Below are 15,823 nucleotides of genomic sequence, written 5' to 3'. Positions count from 1 at the left end.
ATAATGTTAGAACAAATAAGAGAACCAAATAAGGGTGAAGAAATAGCAGTTTTAAATACAAATCATGGAGCTATAAAGCTTAGACTTTTTGAAGAAGCAGCTCCAAAAACTGTAGAAAATTTTAAAGGTTTAATAAATAAAGGATATTACAATGGAATTATTTTCCACAGAGTTATAGATAACTTTATGATTCAAGGTGGAGACCCAACAGGAACTGGAATGGGCGGAGAGAGTATATTTGGTAAAAAATTTGAAGATGAAATAAATTTAAATTTTAGAAATTTTAGAGGAGCTCTTTCAATGGCAAATGCAGGACCTAACACAAATGGTTCTCAGTTTTTCATAGTTCAAGCAGGACCTGTTTCAGAAGATGTTATATCACAAATGAGATCAGCGGGGCCTGAAAAAGGATATCCAGATGAAATTGTAGATGTATATGAAAATTTAGGTGGAACTTTCTGGCTTGATGGTAAACATACTGTATTTGGTCAAGTTTTTGAAGGAATGGAAGTAGTAGATGAAATTGCATCTTTAAAAGTTGATTTTAGAGATAAACCAGTGGAAGATGTAGTAATAGAAACTGCAGAAATAATAACTTTCTAAAATTTATATAAGCTAAAGAGGCTGTTGCAAAAGTCTCAAAATGAAAACCTGCTAACAAAAGTCAAGCCTACTCCGAAATTAATTTCAGAGTAGGCTTGTAATATTTAGTATTGAATTTAAGCATAGCAAATAAGCCGGTTGATATCGGCTTGTTTTAACTATTCTATTCCTAGCTCTAAGCTACTTTTAACGCCTCCTTTTCTTGTTTTGATGCCATAACTTTTGCATAGTAGATTCTTAAGAACTTATTTAAGCCTGCAAATTTACATACTTTTTTTGCTTTTCCATCTTTTTCTTTTTTTAGCATATATAGATATATTTCATTTTCTGGATTTTTAACACTCATCATACATTTCATAGATTGGTATCCTATTTTTCTAAGTATTGCATTACCTCTTTTGGTTATTTTTCTCTGATCTGCTTTGAAATTCCCCGATTCATATGGAGGTGAGTCTATTCCTACAAAGGATATTAGGCATTTTTTATTTTTAAATTTTGATAAGTCTCCAAATTCTGCTGTTATTTGTACTGCTAATTTGTCTGATATTCCTGAGAATTTTTTGGCTTCTTGATATTCTTCTAGAGGCTCGGCAATTTCTATCATTTGTGATAAAATATTATATAGAATTTGATTTATATGTTTGATCAATTCTATCCCTTCTTGTAGGTTCATCTTTATGTATGAGCTATTGGAAGGTTGAGTTGAGATACTTTCCTCTGCAAGCTTGTAAATGGATTTAGCTTTATCAGCATTAGGATGGTATCTCTTTTCTTTTGCCCAGTTCTTAAAGTCTTCTATGAATTTTTCTTCTGTTTTTTCTAAAACTAGGTCTTTGTGCCACCATGTTTCTAAGAAATCTAATAGTTTGTCTTTTGAGAAGTCTTTAGATCCATGAGATATTAATTTTTTTATTCCTGGAAATGTTTGACTGATTGTTTGGTCTATGAAGTTCATTTGATTGATTCTTAGGTCCATGTAATGCTGATAAGATCTGTTTAATTCTTTTAGAGTTCTAAAATTTTCTGTATCTACTTTGTGTTCTTGTAATTCTTTCCAATACATCAACCCATATTCTGCTATTTGTGTGGCATCTATATTATCATTTTTTGCTTTTCTGAAGTTTAACACTCGGCAGAACTGTTTCATTTTTAATGGATTAATTACTGCTACAAAGTATCCTTGTTTTTTTAATTCATAAAGAATTGGCAAATGATATTTTCCTGTTGCTTCCATGACTATTTTGATTTCTTGATTTAAATCTTTTAGTTTATTTAAGAATCCTTCTACTTCTGGTTTGTTAAGATTTACATCAAAGGGCTTCCAAATAATTTTGCTACCTTGTTCTAAGGCACAGGCTGTAAATTTTTCTTTTGCTATATCTATTCCTATAGATATCATTTTCTTACCTTCTTTCTTTTAAATTTGTAGTTCCTACCTGCACCATTACACTCATTTTAGCTCGTGACACGGACGTTTTGCCCAACCTGCTTAACCGAATATGAATAATGAAGAGGTAGATGACAGTTTTTATTGCGGATGTTTTAACCCTAAAAGACGATCGTCATACTACTTCTTCATTATACAAAAATAGTGCAAGATAGAAATCACTTTCTTTCTTACACTATTTATGGTACTAAAAAGACGAGGAAACTAAAAAATCCTCGTCTTTTCTCAATGCAAAGTATTTAAGTAACCCGGCAACAATATTTGAAATACTAATATTTTGCTATTCAGAAGGAATATTTTTATCAAGAGAAATAGAAAAATCTTGTAAATATGATTTAAGAATTAAGTATCTGCTAGATACAGAAAAAGTACCTAACCATAGCACAATAAATAGATTTAGGCAAAAAATCATGGAGTTAACACCAAGTATACTCAATCAAATGGTAGAGATACCAATAGAAGAAAATCAAATAGACCTATCAAGTATATATAGACGGAACAAAGATAGAAGCCTATGCCAACAGATATAGCTTTGAATAAAGAAGGATCATAGAAAAATATCAAGAAAAACTAAAAATAAAAATCATAAAATACTTAGGACTTAATGAAAATTTGAGCTCAGAAGAAGACTTAGAAGCAGTAATAATAGTATTTGACCGGTATTCAAAAGAATGTAAAGAAAAAAACATAGAATTTGCATACAGACAATGAAAAAGAAAAGATAATTTCCAACGAAAGGACCAAAAGCTAAAATACCGGAAAGAAAAACTCGAAAAATACAAAGAACATCTAAAAACAATATGAGAGCATAGAAACTCGTACTCAAAAACAGATCATGACGTAACCTTCAAGTGAGTGAAAGAAGACCATATTAAAAACGGACAACTAAAACCAGTATATAACGTATAACTAACAAGTGCATCAGGATTTACCATAGGAGAAAACATATCCCATCATCCAAGGGACATGTACAACCAATAGATTTCATCACAAATGAAAGTCAAATGCAATAAGTGAAATAAATCTCTTATCAATAGCCTAAAACCTAAATAAATTAGCATCAAAAACAAAAAAAGAACTTAGAAATCATAAAATACTAAGCTACTTAAGAAAAAATTTTTTCAAAAGTATAGCTTTATTAAGTGAACCCATTTTTAAGAAAAACGAGATAAATTTATCTAAAAAATATTTCAAGACCAAAAACACAATGGCTAAATTTAAATACTTGATAAAAAAATGCTGTTGCAGAGTAGAATCATCTATTCTGCAACAGCACCTTTATTTTAGTTTAAATCAATAATTGAAATATATAAAAAATTATATCAAACAATAATTATATATAGAAAATTTAAATAACACAATACTTTCATTCATCTATTTATCATGTTACAATATGACTTAGTTAAATAAATATTTGACTAAATTAATTTAAGGAGGGTAACATGAAAAGAAGAATACTTATTATAGTGTTTACTTTGATGATTTTGGCATCAAATGTAGGGACTACTTTTGCTGAAGGTTTTAAAAAAACGGAACAAACTTTTTTGAAAGCTAAGCGAGAAGAAAATAGTTGGGGGTATAGAAGTTGGAGAGATGAAAGAGATTTTGAGACTTCAAATAACAACAAAACTATAAGATTCTATATAGGGAATCAAGAGTATTGGAAAGTAAATTTTATAAAGGGACGTTATATTGTTGCTCCTAAACAACCGAATATAGATGGCAAAAAATTTATAGGTTGGTATGATGAAGATGGGGTTAGGTTTGACTTTACAGTTCCTGCAACTGAAAGTAAAAATTTAATTGCTAAATTTGAAGAGAAATATACTAGTAGAAGTAAACTAAATAAAATAAGAGAATTAGTTGATGAGTCATATAATATTAAGAAATCTGATATATATAAATTAGATACACAAGTTAATAAAGATGAATATGATTATGCAATAGAAATAGGGAAGTATACATTATCATCTTTAGATGAAGATATTGACATAGAAGAAGTTTTAAATTTAATAGAAAAGGCAAAATTAAATTTAAAAGGTAACAAGATAGGCAATAAAAATGATATAAGAATTTATTCTGCTGATTTAAGTAATTTAAAAAAATTAATTGATGAAGAATCAAAGGTTAAAGCGGAGGATAGATATAGATTTGATACAGATTTTAATAAGTATCAATATGATTATGCAGTTATTATAGGTAAAAATGTATTTAATACTCACAATATTGACCAAGAAACAGTAAATAGTATAGTTGAGTTAATTGAGTTATCTAAAAATAATCTTAAGGGAAAATCTAATGAGAAACTTTTAAAGTATAATGTATATGCTTATGAAACATCAAATGGTTCAATATTTGTAGATAAATTAAAGTCTGCAAAAGGAGAAAAAGTTACGATATCTGTTAAACCTGATGTAGGGTTTGAATTAGATTATATAAAATGTGAATCAATAAATGGTGATGAAATAAATTTAAATAATAATATCATTATAATGCCGTCATCAGATGTGGTCTTGACAGCTGTTTTTAAACCTATACCTCAACAAGAGTACTCAGTTGTTTTTGATATTGATGGAGACTCAAATACAATACCAACTGCAATTGTAAAATCAGGAGAAAGAGTAGAAAAACCAATTAATCCAATTAAAGAAGGATATAAATTTAAGTTTTGGTCATTAGATGGAATAAATGAATATAATTTTGATACTAGAATAAATGAGAGTATCATTTTAAAGGCAGTTTTTACAAATGAACTGAATGAAGATTATAAAACGGTTATGTTTGATGTGGAAGGGAATGAATTTGATATTCCACAAATTACTGTCGGATATAAAGAAAGTGCTATAAAGCCAGAACAAATTCCTCAAAAAGAAGGATATAAATTTAAGTTTTGGTCAGAAGATGGGATAAACGAGTTTGATTTCAATACTTCAATAGTAAAGGATGTTAAACTAAAAGCGGTTTTTGAAATATTGCCTGTAGATTCTAAAAAATATAATGTAACTTATTCTTTTGTAAGTGATAGTGAAATTGAAATACCGGATGAAATAATGGGATTACTTCCTAGCAATAATGAAGTTTCACGAGGGGAGAGTGTAACAGCTTCTAAAGTTGTAAATTCTAATGGTGCAGAAGTTGTTCAATTACATTTTATCAAGAATGATGGGACTATTGGGTGTTGGGAATTTAAAGGGTGGACACCGGATAGATTTGAATCAGTAAGCGAAGATATAAAATTTGTAGGGAAATGGTCTTATAGAGAAGTTAATGATACAGTAAATAGCAAAGTTGAATTAGAAAGAGAAATAAAAAGACAAATCTTGGATTTGAAAAACCCTATATTAGTTAAGGCGAAAGGTTTTCAAATTGATTTAAATAGTTTGGATTTATTAGATGCAGAAACTCTAACTGTTACGAATCAATTAAGTTACGGTTTGACAGCTTGGTATAGAGGAAATGAAGAAATATATTTAGTTCAAGTACAACCTAGATACTTTACAGAGGATAAGAATGTAATTGATAAATATCACTCAGATATTCAAAGTTGGGTGGATAGAAATATAAATTCTAATATGAATGATGAGCAAAAGGTTAGAGCTATACATGACCACATTGTAAACAAGGTTCATTATAGATCTGAAGGAGGACAAGGTAGATACTCTCAATTTTCACCATTGGCACTACATTATGATAATCACGGAGTATGTCAAGGATATGCAACATATTTTTATGCTTTTGCTAAAAAAGCAAATTTAAATGTAGAAATCGTATCAGGAATGGTAACTACAACATCACCTAACAGTTCTTATTATATACCAAGAGAAGAAGTTGAAAGACAATTTAGAAATGGACAAACAAATCATATGTGGAATAGAGTTCAGGTAGATGGGACTTGGTATCAAATAGACTTGACATGGAATGACCCAACAAATAGCAGTCCTAATTATGAGTTTTATTTAGTAAATGATGATAAGCTCAGAACTAGAGAAGCCGGATATAGAGCTTGGGATATTTCAAAACATCCAAACACTTCTCAGATATCATATAATAGACAAGATATAAATCCTATTAATGATAGGAGAAATGAAAGAGAACCAAATGAATCTGAAAGATTTTGGACAGAAGAGACTCCAAATATTGACTGGAATGGATGGAATAGAAATTGGGGTTGGGCATATTAAAAAATAAAACACGGCTTTTAGAGAAGTCGTGTTTTTAATGTTTGAGATCTATAAATTTTGAATTTCATAGATAAATTTTTTAAAATTAGTAATATCATTTTGGGTAGGGTGCTTTTTGGATATTCCACCAAAGATTTTAAAAGGACCGTAATTATCATAACCACGGCATGAAAATTCACCAATATAATCTAAATTTCTTGAATTTAAAATATGCTCCATACTTTTAGAATAATTTTTAAGACAAATACCACAAGTATAGACAATAAAAACTTTAGCTGAATCTTTTAAAATTATTTTTCGAGCGGCATCGAGAATATTTTTTGACATCTCACCATAGTATATGCCAGAAGCAAATCCTATGTAGTCATATTTTGAAAAGTTTAAATTATTTAATTTAGTTGTGTTGAAGATGTCTACATCATCTAAAGAGAATATTAAACGTTCTGTATTCATATGATGAAATGAAGTATATATTATGGCTATTTTTTTATTCATATTTTAACAACTCCCTAGTTGAACAATGGTAGAATTTATTTAATAGTTATAGAACAATATTCTAAAATCATTATTTAGAAGATATAATATCTTTTATTACAAAGAAAATTCCTAAAAAAGCTATAGCAGGTAAGGACATAGTATTTATTTTATTTTTTAAGAAAAGTCCCATACAGGCTCCGTATAACAATATATTTAAAGCAAAATAAATGAACATAATAAACTTTAAAAAAGGATTATGAAAATTATATTGTACAAAAATATAAACTAAAAAAATAAAGAAATTTTCTAATAATATGTATAATAATCTATTTATTTGCTGAAAAACTCCGGTTGGCTTTTCTATATCTTGCCAAATTATAAAATTAATAAATTTTTTCATTAAAATACCTCAAATTTAATTGCGATACAACTCTGTTCCATAGTGTTCAGATGAAAAGTTAGAATCTAAAAAAATTGAAAAGAAAGGTACCATTTTATTATAGTTATCATCAGCTTGTATAGGTTTAGGTAGATTTAAAATGAACTCTATAAATTCTTTGCTGACATCACCGACAATTACAGTTTCAAATTCAGACTCTTCATTTTTTATTTTTCCAAAAGATAGTGCTTGAGATATAGCATATTCTTCATCTTTAAAACAACGTATTTCAAATTTACGACTGCAAAGCAAGTAATGTTTTATTATAGATTTGTAAACTTCGTTGGTACTATATTTCCAATAATCAAAGGGAATAGATTTCATAATAAACACCTCTTTGTAAATATTATATAAATCACAAAATAATATGCAAGTGGATGTAAGCTATATTGAAGAAAACGAGATTTGATTTTTAACGACTTTGTATTAATATTAAAAGTACTAAGGAAGGGAATATGAGGTTTCATGATTAGAAAAATAGTTAAAGATACTTTATTTTTGAGATAAAAATCTGAAAGGGCAACTAAGGAAGATGTTCAAATAATAGAGGATTTAAGAGATACATTAAAAGCTAATAGCGATAGGTGCGTTGGTATGGCGTCTAATATGATAGGTTATAAAGAGAATATTATAATTGTGCCTATGGAAAGGGTGGATGTAGTTATGATAAATCCAACTATAAAAGCTAAATCAAAACCTTATGAAACAGAAGAGGGGTGTCTATCACTTGGGGGATAGAAAAACTATGCTATATGAAAATATAGAAGTGATGTATGAAGACATAAATTTCAAGAAGAAAACTAATATACAGTGGATTTATAGCACAAATTATACAGCATGAAATAGACCATCTTGATGGAATACTAATATGATTAAGTAATTTATAAAGAGGAAATTGATATGAACAAATGTAGAATTACAGTTATGAAAATTGTGAGACACGAAGATTTGATAGAAAAATATGAAAATCCAATAGAAAATGCTTGTGATATGAAAGAAGGACAGGTATTTATATCCAATGGTTGGGAAAAACCAGAGGGTATGTGTGAAAGTGCATGGCAAAGTATGTCTGCTTTTGTTATGACACTGGCTCATGGTGGAAAAAATATTTATAACGGATGGATGAAAAATGAAAAGTCGGCTATGATTTCTTGTAATGACGGGTTTCGTCCGGTTAGTTTTTTGATAGAAGCATTAGATGAAGATGTTGATGAATAAAAAAGCCCAGCTAGTTATAAGCTGGGTTTTACTATTTTTGATCTAATGTTTGGCTGGTTAATTTTTCTATTATTTTAATTACTTTTGATGGAGTTGATATAGTGTATTTGCCGGCTTTAAAACTATTTTCAACACCAAGTTCTTTGCATTGTTGGTCAAATGCTTCTTCTGATTTTATAGCACCAATGCTCAAAAGTTTTTTACCTACAGCTTGAGCATTTTCTCCTTCAACTATTTCAAAATCATATTCTCTATAAGATGAATTTGTAAGGGTCATTAGTGTATCTAAAATTTTAGAATCTTTTTTAAACGAATATGTTCCGCTGACAAAGGAATTGTAAAGTCCCATATCATTAACCATAACTTTAAAAACTTCTGTATCTTGTATCAATCCTTTTTCTAATAAAGAGTTTGCAATTGAATCTACAGGTTCATTTTCGGATATGTTTATAGTGACATTATCTTTTTTATCTTCTACTACAACAGGAATAGGAGATTCTAAAGGGTCACCATTCTTAGTGGCAATTATATCACTTTTGATTTTTCTTATTTCATCAACTATAGAAAATTCTGCATCAGTTCGTGTTGTACTCTCTACATATAGAGCATCATATCTCCATTTTATAATCAATATTAATATAGAAAGAACCAGAATTAAAATTATCAATTTTAAAATCCTATGAAAAAAATCTGCTATATTTCTAAATATGTTCAATTTGAATTAATCCTCTTTTCTAAAATATTTATGTTATCATTATAACAGAAATATACAGAGGGTGGAAATATGCAAACTATTTTAATAAACAAGAATGATGCAGGGCAGAGAATAGATAGATTTTTAAAAAAATATTTTGAAAAATCTAATTTATCTTTTATATATAAAAATTTGAGAAAGAAAAATATAGTTGTAAACGGGAAAAAAGTAATACCTGAATTTGTATTAAATGAGGGTGACAAGATAGAAATGTACTTGAGTGATGAAACCATAAAGAAATTTCAAGCTGGGGAGAAAAATTTAAAGAGAGGCAAAAATTATCCGATGGTAATTTATGAAGATGAAAATATAATATTGATGAATAAACCTTCGGGGATTCTATCTCATAACGATTCTAAAGAGTTTGAAAAAAATATGGTAGATATGATGATAGATTATTTAATTGTAAAAGGAGATTATATTCCGAGAATAGAAAACTCTTTTAGACCAGCAATTTGTAATAGACTTGATAGAAATACTTCAGGGATAATTATTGGGGCAAAAAATGCAAATAGTTTGAGAATTTTAAATGACTCAATAAGGAATCATAGAGTAGATAAATTCTACACAACTCTTGTGCTTGGTGAAGTAAAAAATGATTTTGAAGATGTAAGTAAATTATTAAAAGATGAAAAGACAAACAAAGTTAGGGTTTCAAAGACAGAGGGAAAAGAATCCATAACGGAATTTAAAGTGATTAAATCCGGAGAGTATTCTCTATTATCTGTAAAACTTATAACTGGAAGGACACATCAAATAAGGACTGTATTAAAGTCTAAAGGATTTCCAATTGTTGGGGATATGAAATACGGAGAGGAGAGAGTGAATAGAAGATTTATGGAAAAATATGGATATAAATCTCAATTTTTACACAACAATAAAATTGTTTTTAAAGATATGCCTGCGGAATTAAATTATTTAAGTGATAAGGAGTTTGAAGTTAAGCTTCCGGAGAAAGAGGAAAGAATTTTAAAAGATATTTTTGGTGAGTAATATGAACTATGCTATATATTCTAATTTTGGAGAATTTAATGATACTGTAGAAAAAAGAGTTTTAGAAGAAATAAATTCAGGTAGGAAAGTAACTTATATTTTGCCAACTAAAAATGCTGCAATACAATATAGAAATTATTACGTGAATAAATTGGGTGGTATATCGGATTTAGATTTTGTAGGACTGGACTCTCTTAGAAAAATATCCACAAGTAAAAAAGTATTGGATAGAAGTTTGAAAAAATATTTTGTAAAGAATATTTTGAAGAATGGAAAATTTGAAAGTTTATATTTTAGCGGAGGAATGGTAAGCGCAATTTCCACACTTATAGCACTTGGGCGAGAAAGTTTAGTTGATTCTACTCTTTTTGAAAATGCTTCTGAAAATTTTCTAAAAGAAGTTGGCGAAGTTTATAAAAAATATGAAGATTTTATATCTAATTCTAAATACACGGATTTAACTGATATAGAAAGTTTTAAATCTGAAACTGGACTTGTTGTATTTGATGGATTTTATTCTATGAAAAAAGCTGATATAAAATTCATTGAAAAGATAGCCAATTCTCATGAAGTTATATTTAACATTCCATACTTATTAATAGATATCAATTATACTGAAAAATTAGTTGATAGACTTAAAAAAATAGGTTTTGAAATAAGAAGAGATGAGCCGAAAAAAAGAGTTTTAGATGTTATAGAAGAATTGAAATCTGAGGAAAGATTGAAATTTGCAAATGTAAAAAGTGATAGAGAAAATGAGGTTCTATTTAAATTTTTAAAGAGAGATTTGCTAGCTGGGAAAAGAGCTGATGTAATAACTCTATCCGATGTAAAAAATATAAGACAATTAGAAAATATTGAAAACCTAAAACTAAATTATATTTCTACAAAAGTAAATGAAATAAAAATTGTCGAGGAATTTAAAATTCTAATAGATTATATTTTAGAGCAGAACAGGGGAAATTTAATTAGAAGATTAAATTTGAACTATTTTAAAATAAATTCTTCAGATGAAAAGTTGATTTCTGAAATTTCAAAGATAGAATTTAAAGATTTAAATAGCTTAATTAATAATACACAGACTGAGATATCTGCGGAAATAGACTTGACACAATTTTTGGCAACTCTTGAGGAACTTAAAATTGATATAAAATCAAGAGATACTTTTGAAAATTATTCAGATATATTTTTATCATTTTTAGAAAACACTAAAGAGTCAATTGAAAATTTCTATGGTATGTTAAATGATATTGAAGTTTATAAAAATGATTTAAACACATTAAATTCAATTGTTTTGGTATTAAATAATTTAAAAGAATATGGTGAACATTTTGGAATGGTTTCTGTCAAAGAATACACTGAGTTATTAATTGAATATTTAGATAGAATATCTTTTGAAAATAGAGACCCTTTTAAATCAAAAGTATTTAGTTTAGACGGAAGTTTAAAATATAACTTTGAAAATTTGTATATAACGTCATTTAATGAGAATTTTCCAAACTATAGAAGTGGGAATTTCATGATTGAAACTCAATTTGAATTTTTAAAACAAATAGGGTTTGAAGTAGAAAATGAAGATGAAATTTATCAAAGGGAACTTTTGAAATTTTTAATAGCTATTTCTTCATCTGAAAATACAGTGATTTTTAAAGATGAAGAAAATCTTTCAGCTTATTCTTTTATGTTGAATTTAGATAAAGTTGTAGAAGATAGGATATCAACGATGTCAGAGCTATTCTCAAATGTTATTTTAGAATCTAAAAAAGAAATTTCTGAAAATTATTTAGACATGTATCAATCTAAAAGAGATATTGAAGATATTATAATGAGAATTTTTGAAGAAAGGTTGAGGAATTTACAAGATAACAAGGTGACATTATCTGGAAATGCCAAAGATATTTTAAAATCAAAAATTGAAAAACGTGGTCTTAAAGTAAGTGATTTAGATAGTTGGGTTAGGTCTCCATATAGTTTTTTATATTTAGAATTGGTAGGATTAAAAGATATTTTGAAAGAACCTGAAAAAATTAATATGCAAATGGGAACTGATTTTCACAAGATTCTTGAAAGATATTTTAGAAAATATGATACATTAGACCAAAAAAAACTGGAAGAAATTGTTGAACCAATAACAAATAATAGTGATTTTCCACAACTCAGAAAGAAAATTTATTGTGCCATTTTAAGTGAATATATAAAGGTTGATTTAGAAAATAGAGATGGATTTAGACCTAAAGAATTTGAAATGCCATTTATCATAAAAATTGGAAATATAGACTTGAGTGGAAGAATTGATAGAGTGGACCAAAGTGTTGATGGAAAAATAATTGTAACAGATTATAAACTTTCTTCAGCTCCCGGTTTTGAAAAACAAGGTACAGAAGTTTTTCAAATTCCAATATATATGAGCTTTTTTGAAGGGGCTTGTGTGGAAGGTAAGTATGGATTTATAAAGGGGGCAAAAGTGTCTCATGTTATAAGAAATATTGATGAAATTGGAAAAATAAAAGGGGCTAGGAATCAACTCAGCACAGAAGAATTTAAAGATAAATTACAAGAGTCATTGGACAATGCTTTAAAAGTCATATATTTAATGTACAATGGAATTTTTGATAAGTGGGACGATGTAGATAGCAGGATTTCTGATTTGGCAAGGAGTTAAAATGGAACTTAATGCAATACAAAAAGCAGCGGCTGAAAATATTGATGATGATATAGTTTTAATGGCGGGAGCTGGAACTGGGAAAACTCAAGTCTTAACTAATAGATTTTTAAATATTTTAAAAAGTGGCGAAGATATAGAAAATATTTTGGCTATAACTTTCACTAAAAAAGCAGCGGCTGAAATGAAGTTGAAAATAAAAAGAGCTCTTTTAAATTCTAATGACCCAATGTTGCGAGAAAGGCAAAAATACATTTCAAAAGCTTCTATATATACGATACACGGGTTTTGTTCAGAATTGATTTCAAAATATCCGATAAATGTTGGTATTGACCCGGAGTATAAGGTTATTGAAAGTCAGGACTCGACAAAACTACTTGAAAATTCAATAAAACACGTATTGAATAAAAATATAGATGATTTACATGATTTGATGTTTGAAACAAAGAATGTAACGGTTGAATTTTTAGAGTCTGAATTGATGGGAATGTATTGTGATATAAAGAATTTGGGCTATACATTTGAAAAAGTAAGAGAAAATACTGAGAAGACCTTAGAATCATTACAAGAATTAGATTTTTCGAAGCTGATTGAGTTATTAAATGAATATTTAGATGGAATGGTAAGGCGAAATAAGTTTAAAGATTTTACAGAGCAAGAAGAATATATCAAATTTTTAAATGAGCCTACTATAGATTTCTTAGAAGAGATTAAAAATAATTTAGGTACAAGCACTAAGCAAGCTGAATTGATAGAAGAAATAAAAGAAGAGATTCTAAAGCTGCAGATGCACCTTGAGTTAGAAAATGTTAATTATATTAATTTAGTTTTAAAATTAATCTCGGAAATTGATGAAGAATATAGACAAGCAAAAGACAATATGAATGCTTTAGATTATGATGATTTACAAGAATATGCTATAAAAGTTTTAGAAACTGTAAAGCTAAATTATAAATATGTTATGGTTGATGAGTTTCAGGATACAAATCATATTCAAACTAAGATTTTAGACATATTAAAAGAAAAAAATAAAGATTTAAATTTATTCGTAGTTGGAGACCCGAAACAATCGATATATTCTTTTAGAGGAGGTTCAATTCAAACTTATAGAGATTATATAAGGAAGATGCAAAGTTGTGGAGCTAAGGCATTCGAACTATCAGAAAACTACAGAAGCTCAAAAAAATTAATCGAGTCGTACAATATTCTGTTTAAAAGTTTAATGGGAGATGAGTACTCTAATTTAAATCACAATGTTGAGGGTGAAGAAAAGTTTAAAATACTTGAATCAGAAGATGAAGTAAAATCTGTTGCAGACTATGTCGAAAGTTTAATTGACTCAGGTGTTCCTCAAGGAGAGATAGCTTTAATATACAGAAAAAAGAAGAATATGGAATCTATGGAGAGAGAACTTGTAAAGAGAAATATAGAGGTTTCTAACACAGCCACTAGGTTTTATAAAAATAGAGAAATACAGGACTTAATTATAACTTTAAAAGCTATCTATAATTCAGAGGATATAATTAGTTATTTGAGTTATTTAAAAACCCCTGAAGTTGGATTAAGTGAAAATGCAATATTTTTATTGGCTAATGAATATGTAGAATATAGAGAATGGGGAGAAGATTTCTTGAATCTTTTATCTGATTCAGATCGAGAAAAATTTAGTGTGGCAGTGGATAAGTTAGAAAAGTTAAGAGAGTATTCAAAAGTTCTAAGTATATCTAGTTTAGTGGAAAAAATTATATTGGAATTGGATTTTTATGAGATTGCATATTATTTCAAAGGAGAAACAGGAATAAAGAATTTAAAGCAATTAATTATGTATGCTATAAATTATGAATGTGCGTACTCATCAAATATATTAGACTTTTTAGCTCATATAGAGGATTTAGAAATTGAACAAGAACCATCAAGCACGGCTGTTAATCTCATAACTACACACAAATCAAAGGGGTTAGAATATGACTATGTAATACTTATGGATGGTGACCAGCCATATAAGATGAGAAATGGTAATTCATTATTCCAAATTGGAGAAATGGGAATAGGAGTAAATATAGAAGGAAGAAATTCTATATTTAAAATTAATAAGAGAGAAAATGAGTTAAGACAATTAGAAGAAGAACTTAGGATATTTTATGTTGCGTGTACAAGAGCAAAGAAAGTTTTGGTTTTTGCATACAATAGTAATTTGGCGAAAATACCGGATAAAACATATAAAAAACTTTTATTTGAATCAGAATTGAATGAATTTGATTATTTAGACCTTGAAGTTAAGAATAAAAAGAGAAGAGTTGAAAGTTTTATATCTAAGCAAAAATCAGATGATAAACTAAGTTTGTATAAAAAAACATTGATAAGAGATAATTATTATTCAAAAACAGGAATATCTGAATACTATTCAGTTTCTCAATATATGCTATATAGAGAAGATAAAGATTTATACTTTAAAAGATATGTGCTAGACAATGATGCGCAACTCAATTTAGGAGGAAGTATAGGGCAGATAGATCCTATAATAAAAGGGAATATAATTCATAAATATGCTGAAAAACCTAAAGAAAATATAGATTTATTTATAGAAGGTGAGCTTCAACGATATGGAATAGAATATGAAATTGAAAATATTTTAGAACTTAAAGAGTTGATAGAATACTATAATAAAAATTCTAATGAGGCAATTCATAAAGAGTGGGAATTTTATTTAAGTATTGAGAATGCTATAATACATGGATTTATAGATGAAGTAAGGAGCACAGAAAATGGAATAGAAATTATAGATATAAAGACTGGTAGAATGAATAAGAAAAAAATTGAACACTATTCTTCTCAACTTCAAATATACTCTTATGCATATTCAAAGATAACTGGTAATAAAGTAAACTCTGCAAAGTTATTTTCTTTAGCTGACAAAAGAGAATATATTATAGATATAAGTGAAGAAATATTGGAAGAAAGAATTTTAGATTTTAAAAGATTCGTGGAAGAAGTACAAAATTCGAATAAAATATGAAATTTATGTTGTATATAAGGGTATAAAGGAAAT

12 protein-coding genes and 1 pseudogene are annotated in these 15,823 nt (G+C 28.0%); 9 read left to right on the top strand and 4 right to left on the bottom strand.

All coding sequences use genetic code 11. From position 1 onward, the window contains the following. The first annotated feature begins 3 nt into the window (after positions 1-3). Positions 4-603: a peptidylprolyl isomerase gene (locus DYE58_RS01115; RefSeq protein ID WP_004822724.1), complete on the top strand. Its 600-nt coding sequence runs from the start codon at positions 4-6 to the stop codon at positions 601-603. 175 nt (positions 604-778) lie between these two features. Here the strand turns inward: DYE58_RS01115 and DYE58_RS01110 are convergent, their stop codons facing one another. Further along, the gene (locus DYE58_RS01110; RefSeq protein WP_004823452.1) at positions 779-2,002 is read right to left on the bottom strand and encodes an IS110 family RNA-guided transposase; all 1,224 of its coding nucleotides are present in this window, start codon (positions 2,000-2,002) and stop codon (positions 779-781) included. 305 nt (positions 2,003-2,307) lie between these two features. Here DYE58_RS01110 and DYE58_RS11650 point away from each other — a divergent pair, with 305 nt between their 5' ends. Beyond that, a complete protein-coding gene (locus DYE58_RS11650; protein ID WP_115311932.1) occupies positions 2,308-2,580 on the top strand; it encodes a transposase in 273 nt (90 codons plus the stop codon). Positions 2,581-3,492: 912 nt separating this feature from the next. Beyond that, entirely contained in the window at positions 3,493-6,231 is a 2,739-nt protein-coding gene (locus tag DYE58_RS01100) for an InlB B-repeat-containing protein (RefSeq protein ID WP_004822726.1), read from the top strand. Positions 6,232-6,279: 48 nt separating this feature from the next. Here DYE58_RS01100 and DYE58_RS01095 read toward each other — a convergent pair whose 3' ends face one another. Next, the gene (locus DYE58_RS01095) at positions 6,280-6,726 is read right to left on the bottom strand and encodes an NADPH-dependent FMN reductase family protein (RefSeq protein WP_115311931.1); all 447 of its coding nucleotides are present in this window, start codon (positions 6,724-6,726) and stop codon (positions 6,280-6,282) included. Between the two features lie 397 nt (positions 6,727-7,123). Beyond that, positions 7,124-7,471, bottom strand: a complete 348-nt coding sequence (locus tag DYE58_RS01085) for a hypothetical protein (RefSeq protein ID WP_040553129.1) — start codon at positions 7,469-7,471, stop codon at positions 7,124-7,126. A 210-nt stretch (positions 7,472-7,681) separates the two neighbouring features. Here DYE58_RS01085 and DYE58_RS11500 point away from each other — a divergent pair. From DYE58_RS11500 to DYE58_RS01075, 3 genes and pseudogenes are all read left to right on the top strand, one after another. Continuing rightward, positions 7,682-7,885 (top strand): annotated as a pseudogene (locus tag DYE58_RS11500) (peptide deformylase); the annotation flags it as partial. A 47-nt stretch (positions 7,886-7,932) separates the two neighbouring features. Then, positions 7,933-8,019 carry a peptide deformylase gene (locus tag DYE58_RS11615; protein WP_218563707.1) on the top strand — a complete coding sequence of 29 codons (87 nt, stop codon included), beginning with the start codon at positions 7,933-7,935 and terminating at the stop codon, positions 8,017-8,019. 28 nt (positions 8,020-8,047) lie between these two features. Continuing rightward, positions 8,048-8,365, top strand: coding sequence for a TIGR04076 family protein (locus tag DYE58_RS01075; protein WP_040553132.1), 318 nt, complete (start codon positions 8,048-8,050; stop codon positions 8,363-8,365). A 31-nt stretch (positions 8,366-8,396) separates the two neighbouring features. On the opposite strand, the gene DYE58_RS01070 is transcribed toward DYE58_RS01075, so the two are convergent. Beyond that, positions 8,397-9,032, bottom strand: coding sequence for an endolytic transglycosylase MltG (locus tag DYE58_RS01070; protein ID WP_172463308.1), 636 nt, complete (start codon positions 9,030-9,032; stop codon positions 8,397-8,399). Positions 9,033-9,149: 117 nt separating this feature from the next. Here DYE58_RS01070 and DYE58_RS01065 point away from each other — a divergent pair, with 117 nt between their 5' ends. The 3 genes from DYE58_RS01065 to DYE58_RS01055 are packed head-to-tail and all read left to right on the top strand — an operon-like array spanning position 9,150 to position 15,790. After that, positions 9,150-10,112 (top strand): RluA family pseudouridine synthase, encoded by a 963-nt coding sequence (locus DYE58_RS01065; RefSeq protein WP_115311929.1) that lies wholly within the window; start codon positions 9,150-9,152, stop codon positions 10,110-10,112. Between the two features lies 1 nt (position 10,113). After that, positions 10,114-12,774 (top strand): PD-(D/E)XK nuclease family protein, encoded by a 2,661-nt coding sequence (locus DYE58_RS01060; protein WP_115311928.1) that lies wholly within the window; start codon positions 10,114-10,116, stop codon positions 12,772-12,774. Position 12,775: 1 nt separating this feature from the next. Further along, positions 12,776-15,790: a UvrD-helicase domain-containing protein gene (locus tag DYE58_RS01055; RefSeq protein WP_004822992.1), complete on the top strand. Its 3,015-nt coding sequence runs from the start codon at positions 12,776-12,778 to the stop codon at positions 15,788-15,790. Positions 15,791-15,823: the final 33 nt, after the last annotated feature.

This window comes from Peptoniphilus indolicus, from assembly GCF_900454665.1.
In the GTDB taxonomy this organism is placed as follows: domain Bacteria; phylum Bacillota; class Clostridia; order Tissierellales; family Peptoniphilaceae; genus Peptoniphilus; species Peptoniphilus indolicus.
Note: the sequence above shows the minus strand (reverse complement) of the source record. Positions and strands in the feature narration are given on the sequence as shown.